The following is a 17,638-nucleotide window of genomic DNA, read 5'->3' as shown; positions in this document are numbered from 1 at the left end:
GCACAAAGGCCTTTCTGTTTTTAAGTCTTACTTGACTTCAACCTTAGCACCTACTTCTTCAAGTTTCTTCTTGATGGTTTCAGCTTCTTCTTTATTCACGCCCTCTTTAAGCACATGAGGGGTTTTTTCGGTAGCGTCTTTAGCTTCTTTCAGGCCAAGTCCAGTGATTTCACGAACCACTTTAATCACCTTGATTTTTTCAGCACCGCTATCAGCCAAAATCACATTAAATTCGGTTTTTTCTTCGCTCTCAGCCGCTACACCGCCAGCTACAGCCGCACCCGCTACGACCGTTGGAGTCGCGCTCACGCCAAATTTTTCCTCAAACATTTTAACCAATTCAGCAAGCTCTAAAACGCTCAATGAACCAATATACTCTAACACTTCTTCTTTTGAAATTGCCATAATCCAATCCTTCAAATTTTTTTAATTAAAGCCATCATAGGCTCTTAGTTTTCTTCTTTCGCTTTACGCAAATTATCTAAACCGGTCACAAAATAACGCGCCGGAGCCGTCCAAACAGAAAGCAACATTCCCATAAGCTCTTCTTTGCTTGGGAGTTTTGAAACCGCTTCCACATGAGCTACGCTAACGCTTTCTTTATCAAACAAGCCCGCTTTCAACACAAAGTGATCTTTATGCTCTTTTTGGAAATCAAACACGAGTTTAGAGAGAGCGATTTGATCACCGCCCCACAAAAACACATTGGTTTCTTTCAAATCCAAATCAGAATAGCCAGCCTCTTTCATGGCAATATGAGCGAGAGTGTTCTTAATCACTTGCACTTTAATGCCTTGAGTGCGAGCCTTATTCCTTAAAGCTTCCAACTTTTTCACGCTAAGACCCTTATAATCGCAAATTAAAAGGGCTTTGGCATCTACAAATTGCGACTTTAAGTTAGCGACTAGCTCTACTTTATGCTGCCTTTGATGTTGTTTTTGCATCTTTTCCTCCTTTCTAGACTAGACCTCTGCAAGATTATCTTTTTAAAAAAGAAATTTTAAGCTTTTTAGCTCTTACGATCTTCAGCCTAAGATTAAAAACTCCTAACGCTATTTAATATCCATCAATTCCTGTGCGTCCAAACTCACTGAAGGCGACATGGTGAGCGAGAGAGCGGCGTTTCTAATATACTTGCCTTTCGCGCTACTGGGTTTTAGGCGGTTGATCGTTTTAACCAACTCAAGCATGTTTTCTTTGATTTTTTCTTCAGGAAAACTCGCTTTGCCAATAGGGGCATGAACATTGCCCTTTTTATCCACCCTGAAATTCACTTGACCGCTTTTAGCGTTACTAACCGCTTTAGCAATATCCATCGTAACGGTTCCGGTTTTAGGGTTTGGCATCAAACCTTTAGGGCCTAAAATCCTACCCACTTTACCGACAACCGCCATCATATCAGGCGTTGCGATCACCATGTCAAAATCAATACGGCCATTTTTGATTTCTTCAGCCAAATCGTCTCCGCCAACGACATCAGCCCCAGCGTTCTTGGCTTCATCTTGCTTGATGTCTTTTGCAAAAACGGCCACTCTTACTTTTTTCCCTGTTCCATGAGGAAGCACCACCGCACCGCGCACCATTTGATCCGCATGCCTTGGATCAACCCCTAGCCTTAACGCTACTTCCACGGTTTCATCAAATTTGGCTGAAGCGAGGGACTTAACCACCTCTACGCCTTGCTCTACGCCATACGCTTTATCGTTTTGAATTTTAGAAAAAAGTTTTTCCAATCTTTTAAATACTTTTTTTGCCACGATTCTAATCCTTAAAAATTTCTTTCAATTCCAACAAAACCCAATCAATCCACAACTTCTACGCCCATGCTCCTAGCGCTACCCATAACGATTTTTTTGGCCGCTTCCATGGTACTTGTGTTTAAATCTTCCATTTTCAATTGTGCGATCTCTTCCACTTGCTTGTGGGTGAGCTTTGCAATTTTATTTTTGAGCGGGTTGTCAGAACCTTTTTCAACCCCAGAAGCTTTTTTGATCAAATCCGTTACCGGAGGCTTTTTAGTGATAAAAGTGAAACTCTTATCTTGATAAACCGTGATAATGACCGGGATATTAAAACTCCCCATGTCTTTAGTTCTCTCATTAAAAGCCTTGCAAAATTCCATGATATTAACCCCTCTTTGACCCAACGCTGGCCCTACGGGAGGTGAAGGGTTTGCCTTACCGGCAGGGATTTGAAGTTTGATTTCTCCGACTACTTTTTTAGCCATGTTTTCTCCTTAAAAAGTTATATAATTTTTTCCACTTGCGAATGCAAAATCTCTATTGGAGTGTTCCTACCAAAAATAGAAACATTGAGCTTGAGTTTGCGGTGCTCCACATCATACTCTTCCACCGTAGCGGTAAAGTTCGCAAAAGGGCCTTCCACCACGCGCACCACTTCGCCTTGCTCAAAAAAGATTTTGGGCTTGGGGGCCGCTCGGTTATTCATTTTTTCTAAAATATGCCCAATATCCGCTTCACTCAATGGGGTTGGCTTTTTATTTTCTCCAATAAAACGGCTCACTCTTGGCAAAGATTGTATCTTATGCCACAAAACCGTATCTAAATCCACCTTAATAAAAACATACCCAGGATAAAGGCTTCGTTCCGTTACTTTCGTCTTGCTTTTTTTAGAAACCTCTATAATATCTTCAGTAGGCACAATGATCTCTTGTATCCTATCTCTTATATTATGATCGTTCGCTAGATTCTCAATCGCTTTCTTAACGGACTGCTCGCTCCCTGAATAAGTTTGTATAGCATACCAATCCATCATTATTCTCCTTATTTAAAGCCACCAACCTATAGAACACTAGAGATAAAAGCCCCCAGAGAAAAATCCAACAAAGCTAAAAACAGCGTGATAGCACTCACCACCACCAAAACAGAAACAAGCGCGTTGCGTATCTGCTCCTTAATGGGAAATATCACTTTAGAAAGCTCTTCTCTAGCTAATTTATATTGCATGAGCCATTTATCCATAATTTCTTTTCGCCCTCACTTAAACTTAATACATTTATACATTAAAAGAATTTTCAATTTTATCCAAAATAGCTTAAACTAAAATTAAAAATTCAAAAACAATCCAATTGAAACAAAAATTTGATAGAATAAATTAGTAGATGGCAGGCCAGGAGGGACTCGAACCCCCAACAACCGGTTTTGGAGACCGACGCTCTACCATTGGAGCTACTGACCTAACCTCCCCTCCCTTTAAATTGCAATGCAAAAGAAAGAGCTAACTCTTCAATTTAATTTCTTTATGAAGAGTGTGCTTATTTTCCCTTGGGCAGAACTTTTTAAGCTCCAGTTTTTCAGTGTTAGTCTTGGCGTTCTTAGTGGTGCTGTAATTGATATCTTCGCAATCAGAACACTTCAACCCTATTTTAACTTTCATGATAACCCTTTATTAGCGACCTTTATGGTAACTTTTTCACTTCCATATGAGTAAGATTATTCAATAATATTACTCACAACACCAGCACCAACAGTCCTACCGCCTTCACGAATCGCAAATTTAGTTCCCAACTCTAACGCAACAGGGCTAATCAATTCTACAGTGATTTTAACATTATCGCCAGGCATAACCATTTCTACGCCTTCAGGAAGGGTGATAGAGCCAGTCACATCAGTTGTGCGCACATAGAATTGCGGGCGGTAATTGGTGAAGAATGGAGTGTGTCTCCCGCCTTCTTCTTTAGAAAGGACATAAATTTCTCCCTCAAATTTCTTGTGCGGAGTGATAGAACCTGGTTTGCATAGAACCATACCGCGTTCTACTTCTTCTTTTTTAGTTCCTCTTAAAAGCACGCCCACATTATCGCCGGCTTCACCTTTTTCCAACTCTTTCCTAAACATTTCTACACCGGTTACAGTCGTTTTTTGTGTAGGTCTGATACCAACGATTTCCACTTCATCGCCTACTTTCACCACACCTCTTTCAATCCTACCTGTAACCACAGTCCCTCTACCCGCAATAGAGAACACATCTTCAACCGGCATCAAGAAAGTTTTTTCAGTGTCTCTTTCTGGAGTAGGGATATAGGCATCCACTTCAGCCATGAGCTTAAGCACTTTTTCACCCCATTCACCCACATTACCAGCCTTTGCTTCTTCTAAAGCTCTCAAAGCTGAACCCGCTATGATAGGAGTGTCATCGCCAGGGAATTCATACGCGCTCAACAATTCGCGTACTTCCATTTCCACAAGCTCTAACAATTCTTGGTCATCTACCATGTCTTGTTTGTTTAAGAAAACAACGATGTGAGGCACGCCTACTTGACGAGACAATAAGATATGCTCTCTGGTTTGAGGCATAGGACCATCAGCTGCAGAAACAACCAAAATCGCTCCGTCCATTTGCGCCGCACCGGTGATCATGTTTTTTACATAGTCAGCGTGTCCTGGGCAATCCACATGCGCATAGTGTCTGTTTTCAGTCTCATATTCAATGTGAGAAGTAGCGATAGTGATCCCTCTTTCTTTTTCTTCAGGGGCGTTATCAATATTATCATAGTCTTTCATTTCTGCAAGACCTTTCAAAGAAAGCACCGCTGAAATCGCTGCACTCAAAGTCGTTTTACCATGGTCTACATGCCCAATGGTTCCAATATTAACATGCGGCTTAGTTCTGTTAAACTTTTCTTTTGCCATTTGTATTTCTCCTTAATTTTTTGAAATGGATTTTAGAATTATACTAAACAAAATCCTAAGTATTCCTAAATGCTACCACAAAATTTAAGACATTTTTGTCTTATCGCCATTCAAGAGATTATAAACTGGAGCCTATAAGCGGAATTGAACCGCCGACCTCTTCCTTACCAAGGAAGTGCTCTGCCTCTGAGCTATATAGGCGTCTCAAAAACTAAAATGTTATCCTAAAAATGGAGCGGGAAACGGGACTCGAACCCGCGACCCTCAGCTTGGAAGGCTGATGCTCTAGCCAACTGAGCTATTCCCGCATCTAAAAAAACAAAATGGTGGTGAGACGTGGATTCGAACCACGGAAGACATAGTCAGCAGATTTACAGTCTGCCCTCGTTGGCCACTTGAGTATCTCACCAAAAACTTCGCAAAATAACATTTTAACTGGAGCTGGCTAAGGGACTTGAACCCCCGACCTGCTGCTTACAAGGCAGCTGCTCTACCAACTGAGCTAAGCCAGCAACTAAAATAATCAAAGACTTGGGATTATAGCAGTTTTATACTTGACTTGTCAAGAAATGATGACGGAAAGCTAAATTATTCGTATGGCACAGAGCATGGTTAAAATTTAGCTATAATCTAGCTCAATTTGGCTTAACACAGCTCAAAGCTTATTACATATAAAGGAATTTATGGACACTTAAATTATGGCGAAAAAAAAACATAAAATTTCTACTTTAAAATACTTTTTGCGCTCTTTAAAGCAAATCTACATGCTCATCACTTTCAAGGAAAAAATGGTTTTTTTCCTGCTTGTGCTGATGGCGGTTTTTTCTTCTTTTGTGGAAGTGATGTCTCTAACCCTCCTAATGCCTTTTATCACTCTCGCTTCCGATCCCAGCAGGGCTTTAGACGATAAAGATTGGAAAATGGTCTATGATTTTTTCCATTTTTCATCTCCCGTTCGCCTCATGTATTTCTTTAGTTTTTGCTTAGTAGGGATTTATTTGTTCAGGATGTTTTATGGGGTGTCTTTCACTTATTTGAAAGGGCGTTTTTCCAACAAGAAAGCTTATCAAATCAAGCAACAACTTTTTTTACAGCACATTAAAAGCAACTACCTCTCCCACCTTAACCACAACTTGGATTCTTTAAGAGATATTATCAATAATAAAGCGGATGGCATGTTTATGAGCTTTAACGCTTTTTTGAATCTACTCACTGAATTAACCGTGATCGTTTTTTTCTATTCCACGCTATTAATCACTAACTGGAAGTTAACGCTTGTATTCACTCTAATCATCTCTATACAAATTTTTATCATCACTAAAAAAATCACCATTCTTATTCAAAAAAAGGGCGAGATAGCGGCAAAATCTAGGGCGCAAACGCTTAAGGTTTTTTCCAAATTTTTCAGCAATTTCAAAATCACTAAACTCAAAGACAACCACGAAGAAGCCCACAAGCTTTTTGGAGAAAATAGCCGTAAAGCCCATGACACTGAGATCATTTACGCTACTTTGCAAGTAGTCCCCAGGTATTCATTAGAAACGGTGGGTTTTAGTTTGTTGATTTTAGCGGTCGCTTACATTTTATTCAAATACGGCGAAGCTAAAATGGTGCTTCCTACCATTTCTATGTATGCTCTAGCGCTTTATCGCACGCTCCCTTCTGTTACTGGCGTTTTGAATCAATATAATGAAATCGCTTACAACCAACTTGCGACCAACATTGTTTTTAAAAGCCTTACTAAAACCATCGTTGAAGAGGATTTAGTCCCTTTAGACTTTAATAAAAAAATCACTCTCCAAAACATTTCATTCGCTTATAAGCCAAAACACCCGGTTTTAAAGAATTTTAACCTCACCATTCAAAAAGGTCAAAAAGTCGCTCTCATAGGCCATAGCGGGTGCGGAAAATCCACGCTGGCGGATATTATTATGGGGCTTACCTACCCTAAAAGTGGGGAAATTTTTATTGATAACACCCTTTTAACCAACGAAAACAGGCGCTCATGGCGTAAAAAAATAGGCTATATCCCCCAAAATATTTACCTTTTTGATGGCACTGTGGGGGATAATATCGCTTTTGGGAGCGCCATAGATGAAAAACGCTTGATTAAGGTGTGCAAAATGGCTCATATTTATGATTTTTTATGCGAGCATGAGGGCCTTAAAACCCAAGTGGGCGAAGGGGGTGCTAAGCTTAGTGGCGGTCAAAAACAGCGCATAGGCATTGCAAGAGCCTTATACGATAACCCTGAAATTTTGGTTTTAGATGAAGCCACTTCGGCCCTAGACAATGAAACCGAGAGTAAAATCATGGATGAAATCTATCAAATCGCTAAAAATAAAACTCTGATCGTTATCGCCCACCGCTTAAGCACGATTGAACGCTGTGAAGTCATCATTGACATGAGCCAACACAAAGACAATCTTGACTAATCAGCTGGCTTTATTCTTGCTTGAAGTTTTGTAAATCAAACCCCTTAAAGCTCTCCAAATACTTCCCTTGATAGCCGTTTTGACCCACTAAATTTTTCAAAACCTTGCTGTTGTAACCCAAAAACGCCACTTCATTAGCTTGAGCGCTTTCATAGTCATTGACACTATCGCCTATCATTAGCATGCGGCTTGGGTTATAGGCGTATTTTTGAATGATATTAGCGATGATCTTGGGTTTATTAGGCGGACTCCCTTCAACGCTCCTAAAATACTTAGTAATCCCTAAAAACTCGCACAACACTTGCAATTCGCTATGCAAAGCCGCTGAAGCGATATGGAAAATATAATTTTTATAATGCTCATCAATAAACGCCATCACTTCGCTGTTCAAATGCTCCCTATCAAAAAGCTTTTGTTCTATGATAGTGCCAAACTCTAGGGCTAATGCATCCACTTCTTCTTGATCGATAGGGGTTTTTAAAATCTCGTTATAAAAATATTGGATTTTTTCATTCCTTGAAATCCCCCCACTTTGATAGTGATAAACTTCAAATCGCTTCAAACTCTCTTGATTCTTGTTGCCATGCTTTTGAAACAACGCCTTAAACCCTTCATTTTTTAAATGCATGCTGTCAAAAATCACGCCATCAAAATCCCATAAAACCACTTCAAGCACCATGATTTCCCCTTTTTTATAGGCTTATTTTGGCTTCATTTTACCTTATTCAAGCGGTATTTAAGCGATTATTTTTATCATTATTGGAGTATCTTGGATTGGTTTTAATCAAATACCGCCTGCTAAAGCCTCATTTAAAAACTCTAACGCTCTTTAGACTTTTAACTTAAAGCTCGTTCTTAAAGGTTGGGCTGTTTTGACTCTTATTTGATAAGAATATGCAAACACTCTTTGGTGTGTGCGGCTTTGTGGGCGCGTTTGTTATCCGCTTTAAAACGCATGTAGGTTTTGGTCATTAAGGAGTAAGTGCCGTATTTTTTTAAAATATTTTTAATCTCTGTCTCGCTCATAAGCCCTTCATTGTTATAGCTTAAAAAAATATATTTGAATCGCGCTTTTTTGATTAAATTTTCAAAAGCGTTTAAGATTTGAGAACGAGAGCAAAAAGAGGATTTCTGGTAATTAGGCAAGCCGGTTTTGCCTTTTGGAGCAAAGGGCGTATAAGCAGCAATCGTGTTCAATAAATGGTAATTCGCCCCGTATTGTCTCGCATTGTAAGGGGGGTCTAAATACAAAATATCCCCTGAAATCTTTCCAATCAAATCATTAGAATCCTGCTGGTACACTTCATTAGCGTTTAAACTCACATCAAAATGAGCGCCTTTTAAGATGAGTTCTTTTTGAGCGCTTTTTTTAAGGCGTTTTAAAAAAGCCCCATACACTGAAGCGGTGTTAGCCACCTTGTCCGCGCTTTCTAATAGCGATGCGAGCAAAAAATAATATGCATGATTATCAATGTTTTGAGAAAGTTTAAGCTCTTCAATTTTTAGACGCACCGCATCAATTTTTTGAGCGTTTGTTTCGCTAAAATACTGCCTTGAACTCCCCCCTAAAGAATAATGCGAATGAATAAAACCCTTTTTTAAAGCAACGCTATTAAGCCTATCAATAAGCTCTTCTTGATTAGGGATTTCTTGGATATTGCCGATATAATTTTGATTCAAAACAAAGCTATAATATTCCAAATCATTAGAAATAACCTTATTAACGACTTTTTTAAACGCGCGCCCCACAATGCCCGTCCCAGCGAACAGATCACAAAAAATCGTGCCAGAGAGATCATTGCCCGCAACCGCATGGATATTTTCTTTAATAAAGGGAATGAGCTTGTATTTAGAGCCGATGTAGTTCATTGCAACCGCTATAAAGTAGTTTTTTGATGGTATCCAATTTGATACCCATCACCATAGCCTTTTTGATACCCTTCATTGTATATCCTATCATTACAAGTTTTCCTGTATTGTATGGGGTCATACTGGTAACAACCCACACAGCCGTCATATTCAAGCCTCCCCTTCATAAAAAGGATAATGATTGCCAGGAATTTTTGTTGCATCAAATCTATAGCCAGTCTCTTTGCATTCTTTACAAATCTGGCGTTTCTTGTCATTACAAGCTTTGCATAAAGCCTGAAAATCATCAAAAGTCTGTGCGTTTGAATCAGAAACTCTTGAATCATCCTTGCGGCCGTCTTTATGATCCACTTCTATTTGAGTGTTTTCAGAATTGCCGCACGCACCGCACATCGTGCAACATTGTTGCTTATAGTGGTTTTTAATGTCTTGACGGATACTTTGGTTAAAAACACATTCGGTATTATAGCCATTCAAGCGTATTCTATCAATAAAATTCCCTAGAGTTTGCCCTTTATCAAACTCCAAATTAAATTCTTTAGCTAAAGATAAGTTGTTCCTACACCAACTCCCCCCATTACCTAGCTGTAATCCTTGGTATTTTCCTACAAATTTTGTAACGCTTACCCAACGACTCACCCTGTTTTATCAGGTTGTGCAAGTTCCAAAAATAATTCTTTTTTACTTTTATTCATCTTTAAAATTCTCTCTATAAAATTTCATAAATTCTAATCAATTTATTTCAAAATAACCCGCATGGCGCAAACTCCAACCGCTTATTTAAAATTAATGATCCTTTGTGATGGTTTTAGCTTTAGCGCCTACAGCCGTAGAACCCGTAGGTAAATCTGAAAGCACCACCGCATTAGCCCCAATCCTCACATCATCGCCCACGCAAATCGCGCCCAAGACCTTAGCCCCTGCCCCCACTACCACTCGGTTGCCTAAAGTAGGGTGGCGCTTGCCCTTAAACTTGCCCGTGCCCCCTAGAGTTACGCCATGATAAATGGTAACATCATCCCCAATTTCTGTGGTCTCGCCAATCACCACACCCATGCCATGATCAATAAAAAGCCCTCTCCCAATCTTAGCGCCAGGGTGGATTTCTATCCCAGTGATAAAGCGCGCTAACTGAGAAAGCGCGCGTGCAATAAAATAAAACCCTTTCTTGTGCAACGCATGCGCTAGGCGGTAACAAAGCAGTGCATGAATGCCCGGATAAAGCAAGAGCACCTCCCACTTATTCCTAGCTGCCGGGTCTTCTTGCAAGACACGCTCCAGGCTATAAGACAAATCTAGCATGACAGAGTCTCCGGTTGGAATATATTTGAATCAACATGACTTAAGCAGATTTTTTCTCATCCATTCCAATAAAACTTGATGCAAATTTTTCTTGTCATTATACCTAAACTCACACTCCTTATTATAATGGATTAAACAATCCTTTAAAAAAGGCTTAAAAAACCCACTAATCCACATTGATTTGGCATTTATTTGGGATAAAACTATTTTAATGAAAAAATAAAAAGCAGATTGAAAAAGATTACTATTAACTATTAATGGTGCCGAAGGTCGGACTCGAACCGACACGGGATTGCTCCCACCAGATTTTGAGTCTAGCGTGTCTACCAATTCCACCACTTCGGCGTGTATAAAGCAAAGAGTGAGATTATACCCATTTATTCCTTAAAGAAACTTAATGGTGCACTGGGCGAGACTCGAACTCGCACGAGATTGCTCCCACCACCCCCTCAAGATGGCGTGTCTACCAATTCCACCACCAGTGCTAAAAATTTAAAACAGGTATTATAGCTAAATCATGCCTTTTAAGCAATAATTTAGCCCATCAAAAAACCCTTAACTTAAGAATGGGTTACTATAAATAGCGATAATAGCAAACACTAGAGTATAAATCACTTGCGCTTCAATCATCGCCATGGCCACGAACATGGTTGTGAGCAATTTACCGCCCACTCCTGGGTTTCTCGCTGTGCCTGTAATGGTCGCTGCGGCCGCATTCCCCATGCCGATCGCCCCACCAAAAGCGGCAATCCCTAAACCAATCATCGCCCCTAAGATAGAATAGGATTTAATCATATCCATCCCACCCATTCCACCATCATGAGCGAAAGCGACACCCGCTAAAGCCAGAAAAAATAACGCTAAAAATTTCATTTTCGCACTCCGTTTCAAAAATTGGGCTTGATTTTCATTTCGAATCGTTCCTCTACTTTCAAAAATACAAGCAAGAATCTATTCTAATACAAACTAGCTTAAAATCTCTTTTAAAATAATAAATTTTTATTAAATTATTAGAAATAAGGAAGTTTTTAAAAAACAAATTTGCTTTAAGCAATAAGTTATCCTTAAAAACTTAAAACAATCCATTAGTAGTATAATGATGTGGTCAATAAATTAGATACAACAAAGGATCACAATGCCAAAAGATAACAATAAAGAACTCACTCTACTTGAAAGGGTTTTGGGTAGCAGAATAGAAGTTCTGCCGACTTTGCCAAGAAAACAAACACTTGATAGCAATTATCAACGCATGATTTTAATTAAATCAAATGAGCTATACGATAAGCTAGGTCATATCATCAATCATGGCCTTAGCTCTTTGCCTATTTTTACAACAAGTGTTCCTTATAGATAAATTAGTGTTATATAAAGATGGAAAGGTTTCATCTATGTTAAAAGGTGTCAAAGGGTTTGGGGGCCATGAAGGTTTTGAGATAGTAGGTGCTATTGAGCTAACTACAGGGATTATGAACCATATTGCCCCTATTCTTAATTATAAACTAGCAGAAATCTATTATGAAGCATATGCCGAAACTAATCGTCTTTTTGACGAAAACCAAAGGCTACTCACACAACAAAACATCTTTGTTGCCCAACAAGTTAATGCCTTAAAAGCTAAAACTAAATTTCTCCAAGAAGTTTATAAGGATATTTCTCAAATTTCTAAAAGTGATATTTGGAGACAATCAACATGCACAAATTTACAAAGAATACATATTGAATTAAATGAAATTTTTTATAATTTTATATCCTAAATAAATCAAGGGCTAATATTAAAGAACTTTAATGATGTAAGTGGTAACCACATTTGTGCAAGATACGCTCTTTCTCATTATATTTTTGCGTTGGTTTTAGAATATGTTGCTGCAGGACTCATTGATAATGAGAGCATGAAATTTTTAAAAGCCAAAGTTGAAGAAGCTTTTGATAGTTTTAACAAAACAACAAGTGATTTGGAAAGAGAATTAAATTTTATCCAAAATAGCAATTTTCAAACACAAAAATATATTTGGAATAATCCGTTTCTTGGTTGGTGGTATGATAGCTGGAACAATCAACCACAACCACAACACCCTTATCAGCAAAACGAATTAAATAGGTTGAATAATGAAAATATAAATATAGAATATATTAAAAATAATGTTTTAAGTTATTTTGATATAAAAAGGGATAGAGAAGCTCTCTTTAATTTAATTGAAGCCCCTAAACAATACCTTCAAAATATTGTTATCACCCACGAAGAGTAATAAAAAGAGTGTATATATTTTAGCCAAGTCCTATGTATTAGATTGGTTTTACATAGGACTATGGATAATTTAAGAGATGGATTAAGCCAAATCCAAAGCGATTTTACCCTTATTGAAACTAATCACCCTACATTTGATGCTATCGCCTTCTTTTAAAACCACTTGACACCTGTCCATGTGTTGTTTTCTTAACAAGCCTTCGCCCCCCTTAGGCAAGCTTAAAAACGCCCCAAAATCCACGATTCGTTTCACTTGAGCTTCTAGCACCTCATCAATAGCGTATTGCTCCAATTCTTGATCTAAAGAATGCAAATAGTTTAAAATAAATTCCTTAGTTTTTAAAACGTGCTCTTTATTCCCCATGATTTTCACTTCACCGCTTGGTTTGTTCAAATCAATTTTAACTTCAAACTTTTCCACTATCTCTTTAATCACACGCCCCCCTTGACCGATAATTTCTACAATTTTATCGGGCGCGACATTAAAAATTTCAGTCGTGGGCAAATGGGAAAAATTGATCACAATCTTTTCTTTCGCTTCATGCATGATTTTTAAAATATGTTTCCGCGCTTCTTTAGCTTGGAGTAAGGCTTGGTATAAAACCTCTAATCTAATACCGCTCATTTTGGTATCCATTTGCATGGCCGTAATGCCTTCTAAATTCCCAGCAATTTTAAAATCCATATCGCCTTCTGCGTCTTCTAAGCCGCTAATATCGCTTAAAATAGCGTGATCTTGCCCTTCGCTCACCATGCCCATAGCCACCCCAGCGACTAAATCGTAAATTTCCACACCGCTTGCATAAAGGGCTAAAGAGCCTGCGCACACGCTCGCCATTGAGCTTGAACCATTGCTTTCTAAAATCTCAGAAACCAATCGTATCACCTGCTCTTTATTTTTAATGCTCGTTTCTAAGGCCCTTTTAGCCAAATTCCCATGCCCTAATTCGCGCCTTGAAGCCGCGCCAATAGAACTCGCTTCGCCCACGCAAAAAGGAGGGAAATTGTAATGAAACATGAAGCGCTCTTTAATGGGAGCTTTATGCTCCAAACTCTCATGGGTTTGAGCGTCATTATCCGTGCCTAAAACCCCTACCACTAAGCTCTGCGTTTGCCCCCTAGTGAATAAAATAGAGCTGTGCGCCATAGGGAGCAAGTTGCTCTCTATTGAAATGGGCCGCACTTCTTCTAACGCGCGCTTATCCGGGCGGATTTTATCTTGAATAATCATGCACCTTATCTCAGTTTTTTTCACTTTTTCTAAAGACCATTCAATTTCTTCTAAACTGAATTCTGAGTGGGCTTCGCTGATTTTTTTAGCAATTTCATTGAAAACATTTTCTCGCTCGCTCAAAGCAGAACTTTCAATGCCTTTGATGATTTCATCAAAATACTGATTTTTTAATAAATCTAACAGCCTTTCATTAAAAATTATTCCTTGGCTCTCTTTAAAAAGCAGCTCGTTTTGGTGGGGCGTGAAAACCTCTTCATAAAGCGTGCAAGTTTCTTTCAAACTTTTTTGAGCCAATTCTAAAGCTTTTAGCATTAAAGGCTCTTCTAAAGCGTTTAATTTTTGCCCCAAAGAGCGCATTTCTATCATGTTCAAACTCTCTTTTGTGCCGGACACGAACAAATCCAAACTGGATTGATTCAAAAGGCTTGTGTTAGGGTTAATGATAAATTCGTTATCCACCCTAGCGATCCTGCAAGCGCTCACGCTTTTAATAGGAGCGATATGGGCCAAAAAGAGAGCGGCTGAAGCGGCGTTTAAAGCAGAAACCTGCAAGTCATTTTCAATATCATGGCTTAAAACCATTAAAGTGATCTGGGTAGGGTAGCGGTAGTCTTTAGGGAATAAAGGGCGTAAAGTCCTATCTATGAGCCTAGAGGTTAAGATTTCAAAATCTTGCGCCCTGCCTTCTCTTTTGACAAAACCGCCCGGGATCTTTCCGGCTGCATAAGATTTTTCTAAAAACTGCACCACTAAAGGCAGAAAATCTCCACTCACAGGCTCTCTTTCTATGCACACGCTCGCTAAAATGATGGTTTTTCCTAAGCGATACATTAGAGAGCTGGTGGCTTGTTTGGCCACTTGTTTGAGAGCGAACTCTTCGTTTTTGTTACTAGAATTGATGGTGATAAAATCCATATTTAATGTTCCTTTTTTAAATTAGGCGCGTTGTTAGCGCCCAAGTATTTTTCAATTTCTTCATTGCTTAATCGCTTGAGTTCTTTATAATGATGCTCCACAGAGACAAAACATTCAGGGCGATACACGCTAATCACCCCATCGCACAAACCTTCTAAGCCTTGAGCGACATTTTGTGCGAGAATGGGGGTTAAAATATAAATGTCTTGGCATTCTTTTTTCAAGCAAGTTTGCACGCCTAACCCTGCTCTAAATCCGGTTTCAATCCCCCTATCTACGATAAAAATATTTTTATCTTTTAAGCTTTTGATCGCATTGCCTTTGCGATACTGATAAATGTGAGACAAAATGTCTTCTTCATAAGCTCGCTTGGCTTCCCCATAAACATAATCTAAAGTGATGTCAAAGGAATTGATCAAACTTTCATTCATCACTATATCCATGCTCTCACTCACTAAAGCGATTTCGCATTTTGAGTTTAAAGGGGCTAGGATAGGTTCTAAAAAAAGTATATCATAAGTCGCTCCAAATTTTTGCGCTAAAGCGTGAGCTAAATACAGAGCGTTAAAACTCAAAGCGAGCATGATGGAATCTTTTAAATCAATGTGGCGCGTGTGGATTTCATTAATCAATTTGTTTAAAGCGTCTTCTTCATTAATAAAACGCATGCCCTCTATATCGGTGATATGGCTAAAGTCCGTATTCAAATGCATTCCTTATTCTTACTTACGCTGTAAAGAGCGGTAAGTTACATTGGTTTTAGTGATCGGTGAAAAGTCTAATTCTAGCTTAACATAGTTATTTTCAAACACCCTTATAGGCTGGTTGGGATCGCCAGTAAGGATAGGGCGTCGTTGGTTGACGAATTGAAAGCCAATCCCAAAACAACGGATTTTTTTATAAATCCCCACATTCCAATTTAAAACCACATTGTTTCTAATATCATAACCCACATCCGCACTCATGGAAAAGTAACCAAAGTCGTTGCTAAAACCCGCCTTTAAATAATCCGCAGGATTTTCTACAATGCTATTAATCCCACTGCTAAAATTGTTCCTTAAAAAATAAGAGAGGTTAAAGCTTAAAAACTTGCGTTGGTAATTGGCGTTCACAGAGATTTCTTCTAAGCGGTTTTGATAAAACGAATAAAAGACATTCCCAAAGATGTTCAATCCCGTTAAGGGCGAAAACCCGATCTTGCTCTCTAATGGCATTCTAAAGGGCGAAACTTTATCGTCAAGATTGATGAGTTGCGATATTTTAAAATACAATAACTCTTGCCCCCCTAAGCCATAAAGGTATTGCGTTAGGGTTAAATCCACCGTCTTATTGCTCGCATTGATAGGTAAAATACTGCTAGGATTCCACACCGAGTCATACAAACGCCCTTGATAATCATAATCTCTCAATAAAGGCGAAGTGTAGCTGTTTAGAGCTTGCGCGCTTAAAGCATACATGTTTTGAGAAAACAAGCCGTTTTTAAAGGTGTAATAAGGGATGTTGAAAATCGCTTCCAATTGGATCGTGTGGAAAAGCTTGTTGTATTCTCTGGCTAAATCCGTATTGACATACATGGAAAAATTTGAAGACACAAAATTCCCAAATTCCCTTGATTCATTAGGGATCGTAGGCACGAAGGAATTTTTAGATTGCATTAAAGCCACATTAGATAGTTGGAGATCGTTCCAAAGCCCTATAGACAAATACTTTTTAAACAAAGAAAATTGCAAACCCACCGGCACATTCAAAGCGTTTTGCACATAGCCATAGCCAATCTCTCTTGCGGTGTTTCTAAACTGATAATCCACTGAATACAATAAATTCCTGAAATACAAAGAATTTAAATATTTATGGTATTGCAAATTAGGGACAGATTGGAAAGTGCGGTTATTGTTGATTTTATTCAGGTTTAAAAAATACTTGATATTCAAGCCGTAATAATTGTTTTCTGTTTGCAAATAGTAATTCGCTCTAGACATGTGCGTGGCGTCTGTGATGCGCTTATTAACCTTTTCAAAACGCACATAGTCCAAATCGTTCATGTATAAAAAGTCAATGTAATGCCCGTTGTCAATATTAGACTTAAGATGGAAGTATTTTTGTAAAGTGTCCCTACTGGAGCTTAAAAATTCAAACCCGTAGATATTTTGATTCCTCAAATCATAGCGTTTGACGTATTGGGTGTAATTCCTAAAATAGCGCGCATTGAATAAAAACCTGTCGTTTTTAGAGTTGATGTAGCGCGCTTCAAAATTCAAGCCAAAACCCCTTTTATAGCGGATTTGTGGGGTAAAGGTCATATCCCATGAGTTTTTGGGGGCTAAATAAAAGGGTTGCAAATAAATAAAGCCGTCTAAGTTGGAAGTGCCAAACTCAGGGTATAAAAACCCGGTAGTTCTTTTATTGCTAGTGGACATGAAAATATAGGGCAAATACAATACAGGAATATCACCGACATAGATCTTAGGATTCCACATAGACAAATGCGATTTTTGCATGTTGAATGAGCCTGAAGTCGCATTGACATGCCAAATGGGGTTATCAATGCTGCACCCTGAAGCGCTCATGTTTTTAACCTTATATTTTTGATCCTTCCCACTAGCAATATCCGCGCTCACCCAAATCCCGCTCACGCTGTCTTGGACATAAAAGGGGAAAATGATCTCATATTTTTCATTCAAACTCAATTTCACATAATCGGTTTTAACGAGCAAACCCTCGCCCCTATAAACCTTGATATTGCCTTCTAATAACGCTTCTTTAGTCTTGGTGTCATAACGCACCTTGTCCGCTAGAATATACACGTCATAATTCAACAAGATCGCATTCCCTGAGGCGGTTATCACATTGTCTTTAGCGCTCACTTTATCCGCAAGGATTTCAAAAATCTTATGGTTTTGTTTGTCAAATCGTTGCATGGCGATTTCTTTAGCGTCTAATGCGCTCAACAAAAAAAAGACCGCCAAATACAACCAATAAATCATGA

Annotated in this window: 17 protein-coding genes, 7 tRNA genes and 2 pseudogenes; 2 read left to right on the top strand and 24 right to left on the bottom strand. The window is 38.8% G+C overall.

Annotated elements, in window-relative coordinates; all coding sequences use genetic code 11:
* Positions 1-27: 27 nt before the first annotated feature.
* From rplL to D2C78_03235, 13 genes are all read right to left on the bottom strand, one after another.
* The gene (gene rplL / locus D2C78_03295; protein ID QEF35044.1) at positions 28-405 is read right to left on the bottom strand and encodes a 50S ribosomal protein L7/L12; all 378 of its coding nucleotides are present in this window, start codon (positions 403-405) and stop codon (positions 28-30) included.
* Between the two features lie 44 nt (positions 406-449).
* On the bottom strand, positions 450-944 hold the full coding sequence (locus D2C78_03290; GenBank protein QEF35043.1) for a 50S ribosomal protein L10: 495 nt from the start codon (positions 942-944) through the stop codon (positions 450-452).
* Positions 945-1,052: 108 nt separating this feature from the next.
* Positions 1,053-1,757, bottom strand: a complete 705-nt coding sequence (locus D2C78_03285) for a 50S ribosomal protein L1 (GenBank protein QEF35042.1) — start codon at positions 1,755-1,757, stop codon at positions 1,053-1,055.
* Positions 1,758-1,801: 44 nt separating this feature from the next.
* Complete coding sequence (gene rplK, locus D2C78_03280; GenBank protein ID QEF35041.1) at positions 1,802-2,227, bottom strand: 50S ribosomal protein L11; 426 nt, start codon at positions 2,225-2,227, stop codon at positions 1,802-1,804.
* 17 nt (positions 2,228-2,244) lie between these two features.
* Positions 2,245-2,775: a transcription termination/antitermination protein NusG gene (gene nusG, locus D2C78_03275; GenBank protein QEF35040.1), complete on the bottom strand. Its 531-nt coding sequence runs from the start codon at positions 2,773-2,775 to the stop codon at positions 2,245-2,247.
* 26 nt (positions 2,776-2,801) lie between these two features.
* Entirely contained in the window at positions 2,802-2,981 is a 180-nt protein-coding gene (secE, locus tag D2C78_03270) for a preprotein translocase subunit SecE (protein QEF35039.1), read from the bottom strand.
* A 141-nt stretch (positions 2,982-3,122) separates the two neighbouring features.
* Positions 3,123-3,198, bottom strand: a tRNA-Trp gene (locus D2C78_03265).
* 39 nt (positions 3,199-3,237) lie between these two features.
* A complete protein-coding gene (rpmG, locus tag D2C78_03260; GenBank protein ID QEF35038.1) occupies positions 3,238-3,396 on the bottom strand; it encodes a 50S ribosomal protein L33 in 159 nt (52 codons plus the stop codon).
* Positions 3,397-3,452: 56 nt separating this feature from the next.
* Positions 3,453-4,652, bottom strand: a complete 1,200-nt coding sequence (gene tuf, locus D2C78_03255) for an elongation factor Tu (GenBank protein QEF35037.1) — start codon at positions 4,650-4,652, stop codon at positions 3,453-3,455.
* Positions 4,653-4,778: 126 nt separating this feature from the next.
* Positions 4,779-4,853 (bottom strand) — tRNA-Thr (locus tag D2C78_03250).
* A 30-nt stretch (positions 4,854-4,883) separates the two neighbouring features.
* Positions 4,884-4,960: transfer RNA gene (locus D2C78_03245), tRNA-Gly, on the bottom strand.
* Between the two features lie 16 nt (positions 4,961-4,976).
* A tRNA-Tyr gene (locus tag D2C78_03240) sits at positions 4,977-5,061 on the bottom strand.
* A 27-nt stretch (positions 5,062-5,088) separates the two neighbouring features.
* Positions 5,089-5,164: transfer RNA gene (locus D2C78_03235), tRNA-Thr, on the bottom strand.
* Positions 5,165-5,350: 186 nt separating this feature from the next.
* On the opposite strand from D2C78_03235, the gene D2C78_03230 reads away from it, so the two are divergent.
* Positions 5,351-7,087: an ABC transporter ATP-binding protein gene (locus D2C78_03230; protein ID QEF35036.1), complete on the top strand. Its 1,737-nt coding sequence runs from the start codon at positions 5,351-5,353 to the stop codon at positions 7,085-7,087.
* 10 nt (positions 7,088-7,097) lie between these two features.
* On the opposite strand, the gene D2C78_03225 is transcribed toward D2C78_03230, so the two are convergent.
* From D2C78_03225 to D2C78_03190, 8 genes and pseudogenes are all read right to left on the bottom strand, one after another.
* Complete coding sequence (locus D2C78_03225; GenBank protein ID QEF35035.1) at positions 7,098-7,766, bottom strand: HAD family hydrolase; 669 nt, start codon at positions 7,764-7,766, stop codon at positions 7,098-7,100.
* Positions 7,767-7,966: 200 nt separating this feature from the next.
* On the bottom strand, positions 7,967-8,956 hold the full coding sequence (locus tag D2C78_03220; GenBank protein ID QEF35034.1) for a modification methylase: 990 nt from the start codon (positions 8,954-8,956) through the stop codon (positions 7,967-7,969).
* Between the two features lie 8 nt (positions 8,957-8,964).
* Complete coding sequence (locus tag D2C78_03215) at positions 8,965-9,213, bottom strand: hypothetical protein (GenBank protein ID QEF35033.1); 249 nt, start codon at positions 9,211-9,213, stop codon at positions 8,965-8,967.
* Positions 9,107-9,651 (bottom strand): annotated as a pseudogene (locus D2C78_03210) (HNH endonuclease). The gene D2C78_03215 and the pseudogene D2C78_03210 overlap by 107 nt, the downstream one beginning before the upstream one ends.
* A gap of 91 nt (positions 9,652-9,742) precedes the next feature.
* Entirely contained in the window at positions 9,743-10,258 is a 516-nt protein-coding gene (cysE, locus tag D2C78_03205) for a serine O-acetyltransferase (GenBank protein ID QEF35032.1), read from the bottom strand.
* A gap of 258 nt (positions 10,259-10,516) precedes the next feature.
* A tRNA-Leu gene (locus tag D2C78_03200) sits at positions 10,517-10,603 on the bottom strand.
* 53 nt (positions 10,604-10,656) lie between these two features.
* Positions 10,657-10,743: transfer RNA gene (locus D2C78_03195), tRNA-Leu, on the bottom strand.
* Between the two features lie 70 nt (positions 10,744-10,813).
* Positions 10,814-11,131, bottom strand: coding sequence for an ATP synthase subunit C (locus tag D2C78_03190; protein ID QEF35031.1), 318 nt, complete (start codon positions 11,129-11,131; stop codon positions 10,814-10,816).
* A gap of 262 nt (positions 11,132-11,393) precedes the next feature.
* On the opposite strand from D2C78_03190, the pseudogene D2C78_03185 reads away from it, so the two are divergent.
* Positions 11,394-12,504: pseudogene (locus D2C78_03185) on the top strand (hypothetical protein).
* 81 nt (positions 12,505-12,585) lie between these two features.
* Here D2C78_03185 and D2C78_03180 read toward each other — a convergent pair.
* From D2C78_03180 to D2C78_03170, 3 genes are read right to left on the bottom strand one after another with little or no spacing between them, the layout of a single operon-like run.
* Positions 12,586-14,652, bottom strand: a complete 2,067-nt coding sequence (locus tag D2C78_03180; GenBank protein ID QEF35030.1) for a polyribonucleotide nucleotidyltransferase — start codon at positions 14,650-14,652, stop codon at positions 12,586-12,588.
* 2 nt (positions 14,653-14,654) lie between these two features.
* Complete coding sequence (locus D2C78_03175) at positions 14,655-15,365, bottom strand: phosphoribosyltransferase (GenBank protein ID QEF35029.1); 711 nt, start codon at positions 15,363-15,365, stop codon at positions 14,655-14,657.
* Positions 15,366-15,374: 9 nt separating this feature from the next.
* The gene (locus tag D2C78_03170) at positions 15,375-17,636 is read right to left on the bottom strand and encodes an LPS-assembly protein LptD (protein ID QEF35028.1); all 2,262 of its coding nucleotides are present in this window, start codon (positions 17,634-17,636) and stop codon (positions 15,375-15,377) included.
* Positions 17,637-17,638: the final 2 nt, after the last annotated feature.

It is taken from the genome of Helicobacter pylori (genome assembly GCA_008032935.1).
In the GTDB taxonomy this organism is placed as follows: domain Bacteria; phylum Campylobacterota; class Campylobacteria; order Campylobacterales; family Helicobacteraceae; genus Helicobacter; species Helicobacter pylori_CX.
The sequence above is the reverse complement of the archived record's forward strand: the minus strand, read 5'-3'. Positions and strand labels throughout refer to the sequence as shown.

What these genes read in the sequence shown, in the direction of transcription:
- rplL (QEF35044.1), bottom strand. Translation starts at nt 405, where the DNA reads ATGGCAATTTCAAAAGAAGAAGTGTTAGAGTATATTGGTTCATTGAGC.
- tuf (QEF35037.1), bottom strand. Translation starts at nt 4,652, where the DNA reads ATGGCAAAAGAAAAGTTTAACAGAACTAAGCCGCATGTTAATATTGGA.
- nusG (QEF35040.1), bottom strand. Translation starts at nt 2,775, where the DNA reads ATGATGGATTGGTATGCTATACAAACTTATTCAGGGAGCGAGCAGTCC.
- rpmG (QEF35038.1), bottom strand. Translation starts at nt 3,396, where the DNA reads ATGAAAGTTAAAATAGGGTTGAAGTGTTCTGATTGCGAAGATATCAAT.
- D2C78_03225 (QEF35035.1), bottom strand. Translation starts at nt 7,766, where the DNA reads ATGGTGCTTGAAGTGGTTTTATGGGATTTTGATGGCGTGATTTTTGAC.
- D2C78_03170 (QEF35028.1), bottom strand. Translation starts at nt 17,636, where the DNA reads ATGATTTATTGGTTGTATTTGGCGGTCTTTTTTTTGTTGAGCGCATTA.
- D2C78_03230 (QEF35036.1), top strand. Translation starts at nt 5,351, where the DNA reads ATGGCGAAAAAAAAACATAAAATTTCTACTTTAAAATACTTTTTGCGC.
- D2C78_03180 (QEF35030.1), bottom strand. Translation starts at nt 14,652, where the DNA reads ATGGATTTTATCACCATCAATTCTAGTAACAAAAACGAAGAGTTCGCT.
- D2C78_03290 (QEF35043.1), bottom strand. Translation starts at nt 944, where the DNA reads ATGCAAAAACAACATCAAAGGCAGCATAAAGTAGAGCTAGTCGCTAAC.
- cysE (QEF35032.1), bottom strand. Translation starts at nt 10,258, where the DNA reads ATGCTAGATTTGTCTTATAGCCTGGAGCGTGTCTTGCAAGAAGACCCG.
- D2C78_03175 (QEF35029.1), bottom strand. Translation starts at nt 15,365, where the DNA reads ATGCATTTGAATACGGACTTTAGCCATATCACCGATATAGAGGGCATG.
- secE (QEF35039.1), bottom strand. Translation starts at nt 2,981, where the DNA reads ATGGATAAATGGCTCATGCAATATAAATTAGCTAGAGAAGAGCTTTCT.
- D2C78_03190 (QEF35031.1), bottom strand. Translation starts at nt 11,131, where the DNA reads ATGAAATTTTTAGCGTTATTTTTTCTGGCTTTAGCGGGTGTCGCTTTC.
- D2C78_03215 (QEF35033.1), bottom strand. Translation starts at nt 9,213, where the DNA reads ATGACAAGAAACGCCAGATTTGTAAAGAATGCAAAGAGACTGGCTATA.
- rplK (QEF35041.1), bottom strand. Translation starts at nt 2,227, where the DNA reads ATGGCTAAAAAAGTAGTCGGAGAAATCAAACTTCAAATCCCTGCCGGT.
- D2C78_03220 (QEF35034.1), bottom strand. Translation starts at nt 8,956, where the DNA reads ATGAACTACATCGGCTCTAAATACAAGCTCATTCCCTTTATTAAAGAA.